Origin of the sequence: Allocoleopsis sp. (assembly GCF_036703385.1) — a bacterium.
Lineage (GTDB): Bacteria > Cyanobacteriota > Cyanobacteriia > Cyanobacteriales > Coleofasciculaceae > Allocoleopsis.
Map to the genome: position 1 here is coordinate 1 of NZ_DATNPA010000433.1, position 5,171 is coordinate 5,171.

At 47.0% G+C, this 5,171-nt stretch carries 7 protein-coding genes and 1 pseudogene; 5 read left to right on the forward strand and 3 right to left on the reverse strand.

Annotation, left to right across the window (positions count from 1 at the left end; genetic code table 11):
• The 3 genes and pseudogenes from V6C93_RS21360 to V6C93_RS38795 form a co-directional block, all read left to right on the forward strand.
• Positions 1-244 (forward strand): annotated as a pseudogene (locus V6C93_RS21360) (IS5/IS1182 family transposase); the annotation flags it as partial.
• 36 nt (positions 245-280) lie between these two features.
• The gene (locus V6C93_RS21365; protein ID WP_333478694.1) at positions 281-1,036 is read left to right on the forward strand and encodes a caspase family protein; all 756 of its coding nucleotides are present in this window, start codon (positions 281-283) and stop codon (positions 1,034-1,036) included.
• Positions 1,030-1,185 carry a GUN4 domain-containing protein gene (locus V6C93_RS38795; RefSeq protein ID WP_333478700.1) on the forward strand — a complete coding sequence of 52 codons (156 nt, stop codon included), beginning with the start codon at positions 1,030-1,032 and terminating at the stop codon, positions 1,183-1,185. The genes V6C93_RS21365 and V6C93_RS38795 overlap by 7 nt, the downstream gene beginning before the upstream one ends.
• On the opposite strand, the gene V6C93_RS21375 is transcribed toward V6C93_RS38795, so the two are convergent.
• A complete protein-coding gene (locus V6C93_RS21375) occupies positions 1,157-1,711 on the reverse strand; it encodes a Uma2 family endonuclease (RefSeq protein WP_333478695.1) in 555 nt (184 codons plus the stop codon). The genes V6C93_RS38795 and V6C93_RS21375 overlap by 29 nt on opposite strands.
• Before the next feature lie 281 nt (positions 1,712-1,992).
• Here V6C93_RS21375 and V6C93_RS21380 point away from each other — a divergent pair, with 281 nt between their 5' ends.
• Complete coding sequence (locus V6C93_RS21380) at positions 1,993-2,736, forward strand: Uma2 family endonuclease (protein WP_333478696.1); 744 nt, start codon at positions 1,993-1,995, stop codon at positions 2,734-2,736.
• 25 nt (positions 2,737-2,761) lie between these two features.
• On the opposite strand, the gene V6C93_RS21385 is transcribed toward V6C93_RS21380, so the two are convergent.
• On the reverse strand, positions 2,762-2,893 hold the full coding sequence (locus V6C93_RS21385) for a hypothetical protein (protein ID WP_333478697.1): 132 nt from the start codon (positions 2,891-2,893) through the stop codon (positions 2,762-2,764).
• Positions 2,894-3,353: 460 nt separating this feature from the next.
• Here V6C93_RS21385 and thrS point away from each other — a divergent pair, with 460 nt between their 5' ends.
• The gene (thrS, locus tag V6C93_RS21390) at positions 3,354-4,604 is read left to right on the forward strand and encodes a threonine--tRNA ligase (protein ID WP_414644235.1); all 1,251 of its coding nucleotides are present in this window, start codon (positions 3,354-3,356) and stop codon (positions 4,602-4,604) included.
• A 243-nt stretch (positions 4,605-4,847) separates the two neighbouring features.
• On the opposite strand, the gene V6C93_RS21395 is transcribed toward thrS, so the two are convergent.
• The coding region (locus V6C93_RS21395) for a hypothetical protein (RefSeq protein ID WP_333478699.1) at positions 4,848-5,171 on the reverse strand (324 nt) is incomplete at its 5' end.

The window sequence follows — 5,171 nt, forward strand, 5'->3', positions numbered from 1 at the left end:
ATTACAGCAACGAAGCGCCTTATGATGCCTCCCTATTGGTGAGATTTAGAGAAAGGATAAATGTGAATTTAGTCAATCAAATAAATCAAAGAATGGTAAAGAAGATTCAGGAAGAAGCAGAAGAGAAATCTAAAAAAAAAGCACAGCAACAGAAAAGGAAGAAGCAAGAGAAAGCCCAAATCAAGGGAAATTAATCCTAGATGCAACCTGTGCGCCAGGAGATATAGCGGTCGCCAAGACTCTTAGGACGTAGACTAAAGGAAAACTGAATGTAACAACCGTGATCAGGCGATGCGGTGCGGATAATGTAGTGCTGCTTTTAGATGCTTGTCGCAATGAAGGGGAAAAAGCGGGTTTAGGGATTGGAGGGGAGAAACAGCAAGGAGTGATTACGATTTGTTCTTGCAGTCCGAGGGAAAAGTCTTATGAAATTGAAGAGATTGGGCAAGGTGCTTTTACTTATGCACTTTTAGAATCGCTGCGGATTCAGGGTGAAGGGAATTGTGCCACGGTTGAGCGGTTGTATCAACGGTTGCGCTATCGGGTTGCTGAAATTAACCGCTATTACAACAAGCCTGAACAAACACCGTATGCCATTGCTGAGCCTGCAAGTAAGTATCATCTGATTTTGTTACCCAGGCAGGCAACCCTTCAGGATATTGCCACGCTGAGAGAAGATGCTCAAGAGGCGGAACTAGAGGGAGAATTGGAATTAGCAGAGCAGTTATGGACTCGTGTGCTGGCAATTTCTTCTGCTGATTCTAAAGCATTGAGAGCATTAAGAAGAATTTGGGGAAGGCAAAACCCCCCTCAATCCCCCCTTGGTAAAGGGGGAAGCAAGCAATCTAACTCCCTCCCCTTGGCAAGGGAAGGGTTGGGGAGGGGTTTTGCACCTTCTCCTTCATCTCCAGCAAAACCTATCGAACCTGAAGTCGAGCTGCTTTCTGAAAAGAATATAGACTATACTCGACTGCGAAATTTACTGACAGAAGGGAGTGGAAAGAGGCCGATTGGGAAACTTTCACCATCATACTAAAAGCAGCAGGACGAGAAAAAGAAGGTTGGCTAAATGTCAAGTCTATTGAAATGTTTCCTTATGCAGACCTCCGCACGATTGACAGTCTTTGGGTAAAGTACAGTGATGGGCGCTTCGGTTTTAGCGTACAGAACCGCATCTGGCCGTGAGAATGTCTCCGTCACACAGAGTAACGGGAGCCTGGTTGAGGCGATAGACGGTGAGTGTGCGCTTGTCCGGGTCGATGAGGATGCCGACAACAGCGCCAAGTTCTAGAAACAATTCAATCTTCTTAATGAGCGGCTTAACTCGGTCAGTCTTGGATTTGACCTCAACCATCAAGTCTGGAACCAGCTCTACAAAGTCGCGCTTAGTTCTCTTGAGTCGGTCGGCTCGCATGAACGATACATCGGGAGCGCGGAGGTTTCTCGGTTCTTTGCGATCGCTAGAGCCGTTCTCCGGGGAGCTATCTTCCTCTTCAGATTTGGGCAGAATGAACCCAGCGCTGGAGCCAGTAACTCTACCTAACTTGCGAGGGCGCACCCAGTTAGCCATTACCCTCGCGAATTCAATCGTAATTTCGTCTGACTCGTAATCGGACGGCCCCATAACCACGATGCTCCCATCTACTAATTCCATCTGCCAGTCTGGATGCTGGGCTTGTAGTTGCTCTAAGTCGGCAATGGTCATGGACATCTTTACGACTCCAGAATTATTTCTGTCCTCATGATAAATAGGGAACGGGTCAACAACTAATGACTGAAACAGTTTTTCGTCTTTAGTCTAGCGACACGTTGAGATACCGCCGTTATGGATAGGAGTGATTGCATCAAGTTTGACCCACGCTACACTAAAAGAGCGATCTGAAGAGCAGCAGCGCTAGCGTCAAGAGCGATCGCCCAAAGATCATCAGCAATGCTGACCGCTCCTTCCGCCTTTGACGAAACTAGATTCAGCGCTCATTGCATCAAACTGCCATGTCCCTCACCCAAGACATAGAAACCGCCCAAGACATCCCCGAAGATGTTATCTTTCCCCCTAGCGATTTATATAGTGACGAGCCGCAATTGGAAAGCTATTTTCATCTCCAACAAATGCTGCTGCTGCTCAAATGCCTAGATTGGTGGTGGCGCGATCGCAACGACTTTTTTGCGGCTGGAAACCTTACCATCTACTACAGTCCCCGTCAGCGCAAATCAGAAGACTTCCGAGGGCCAGACTTTTTCATCGTACTAGGAACTGAACGCAAACCCCGTAAAAGTTGGGTAGTTTGGCACGAAGATGGAAAATATCCCAATATTATTGTAGAAATCCTCTCGTCTACAACAGCTGCCACCGATAGAGGGTTGAAAAAACAAATTTACCAAAATACCTTTCGTACACCCGACTATTTTTGGTTTGACCCAGATACATTAGAATTTGCGGGATTCCATTTATTAGATGGTGAATACCAACCCCTAGAACCAAACCCTCAAGGATTATTGTGGAGTCAACAGCTACAGTTATATTTGGGAATTCATACTAGACAATTGCGCTTTTTCACAGCAGAAGGTGAGCTAGTTCCCACACCGGAAGAGGTAGCCGAACAGGAAATAAAACGAGCCGAACAGGCAACACAACAAGCCGAACAGGCAACACAACAAGCCGAACAGGAAGCACAGCGAGCTGAACGACTGGCAGCAAAACTGAGAGAATTGAATATCGATCCAGATAGCATTTAGCGATGCCAAGAGAGTACTACCAGAGCTAACGCATCTGACTGGCAAAAAGCGCTCGCCTAAATACCCACAACACTTTACCGTTTTCTACGCGATCGCTCTCTCCCAACATTAACCAGATTGAGCGATCGCCGAGGTCAATCCAAAATCGTAAATCCAAAATCCAAAATCGGTTGACAAACCCAATAGAGTTGCTTAAATAGTCTTATAGCCTTTGAGACTTTGATTAAGTTAAGTATTTGTAACAACTAATGGCACCCAAGCTCTATTTGACAACCACTACCGAAACTACCCTGACTACCAGCCTGGGAGGGTTGTGAAGACGAGCTTGCTTGCCTTAGAAGCCAGAATCGGTAAACCCCTCCAAGCAACGCTTCGGAGGGGTTTTTAATTGCTGGAAAACTCTGTAGTAAAAGCCAAAACTGCACGAACACAAGAACACTGACGATGAGAACACAGATGATGCTTTGCGCTGACTTGATGACGACTACCACTACCACCACCACCGCGATCACACCTGGAGGGACGTGATGTAATTCGTCATGCAAGCAATACTCAAACGTTCTCCCTCCAGGCAATCCTTGGAGGGTTTTTTAGTAGTTATCAACAGGAGGACAACCATGTACGACCATCGATCAATTGCAAAAGCGATGAATTTATTTCATTTTGAAGAACACAGTCCCGGCATGGTCTTTTGGCACCCGATGGGGTTGAGGGTGTTCCGAGCAATTGAAGATTTCATGCGACGAGTTTATCAGTCTCACGCCTTTGAGGAGGTGCGATCGCCCATAGCCTTGAGTCGTTCGTTATGGGAAAAGTCAGGACACTGGGAGAAGTTTCGCAATAACATGTTCGTAGTCGGCAACATGCAACAGGATAACTCGGCTAATGGGGAAGCCCAAAACGCTGATTCGCAAGCCGTTAACCTAGACTACGCCTTGAAGCCGATGTCTTGTCCCGCTCATATCGCCATTTACAAAGCCGACAAACGAAGTTACCGGGAAATCCCCATACGGCTGATGGAATTTGGCGTCGCGCACCGAAATGAACCGTCGGGTACGCTTTCGGGTTGTATGCGCTTGCGCCAGTTCGTGCAAGATGATGCCCATATCTTTTGCCGAGAAAAGGACTTGATTGGCGAAATTGGCAATTTTCTCGATATGGTTAAAGAGGTCTATGCCGCATTTGGTTACGAGAAATTTGCCATCCGAATTTCCCTGAGACCTGAGCAACGCTTTGGTTCTGATGCACTCTGGGACAGAGCAGAAGCTGCTTTAATTAATGCATGTCAGGTGTTGGGCTACGCTTATGAGCTATTGCCCGGTGAGGGAGCTTACTATGCTCCCAAGATTGAGGTTAGTCTGGAAGATCGCCTCGGACGCTCTTGGCAGTGCGGCACGATTCAGGTTGACTTCAATTTTCCCCAAATTTTTGAGCTGTCATTCGTCAATCAGGAGGGTAAGCTGGAGCAACCTGTGATGGTACACCAGGCTGTTTTAGGTTCAATTGAGCGTTGGATTGGTATTTTGCTGGAAAACCAAGGTGGATTACCGCTATGGCTAGCCCCTGTTCAGGTTGCTGTTGCTTCGATTTCCGAGAAGTCGGCAGACTGGGCGGAAGCTGTATTTGCAAGGCTGAGGCGGATGGGAATCAGGGCTGAACTCTATGCAGATGATGCCACGATTTCCAAGAAGATTCGGGAACTCTCGGAACGGAAGGTGCCGCTGATTGCAATTGTCGGCGAACGGGAGGCCGCTAACGGTACGGTGAATCTTCGTCACTTGGGGGTTTCCGGTCAGGAGGAAGTTGCATTTGCCCAGCTAGAGGAGGAACTTTCTAGCTGTCAAAATTACTTGGCAGTTGCACGGTAATGGGGACTGATTGGCGATCGCATAGAATCGCATATGAGGATGGTGATCGCCCATTGGTGTCAAGTTAAGGTGAAACTTTTAGTTAACAAGCTTTTGCGTTGTTTACTCACATTACCTAACCCCTTCTGCCACCCTAAAAAAGAAAGGTAACTAGAGACTCATGCTCCCATCTCCTAAATTGGGAGATGGGTTGGGGGTGAGGGCACAACGCTAGACAATGGATGCATTTGAGTTCTGTCAGAGTTAATTATTTAGAGCAATTTCGTAATTGTAGTACCCACAATGCTCCTGGATGGAAGCGATCGCATTGAGTACCTCATCAACTTCAAACCTGTTTGCCCCTAGTAGCACTTTGTTTCGTAAAATTTGGTTTAGATGAGGCAGGAATTCAGGTCTTCCAGCTTTCCCTAACCTCTCAATATTCCCATGAGACCAAGACCAATACGTTTCAGGCTTCAATTCTTGGCACAGTATCGGCACGGCTGCTGCCATAGCTGCCTCAGAGCCAATTTCCACTAACGACCAAGCAGCTGTAAGTAGGTCAATATTGTCATTGTTCAAAGCTTT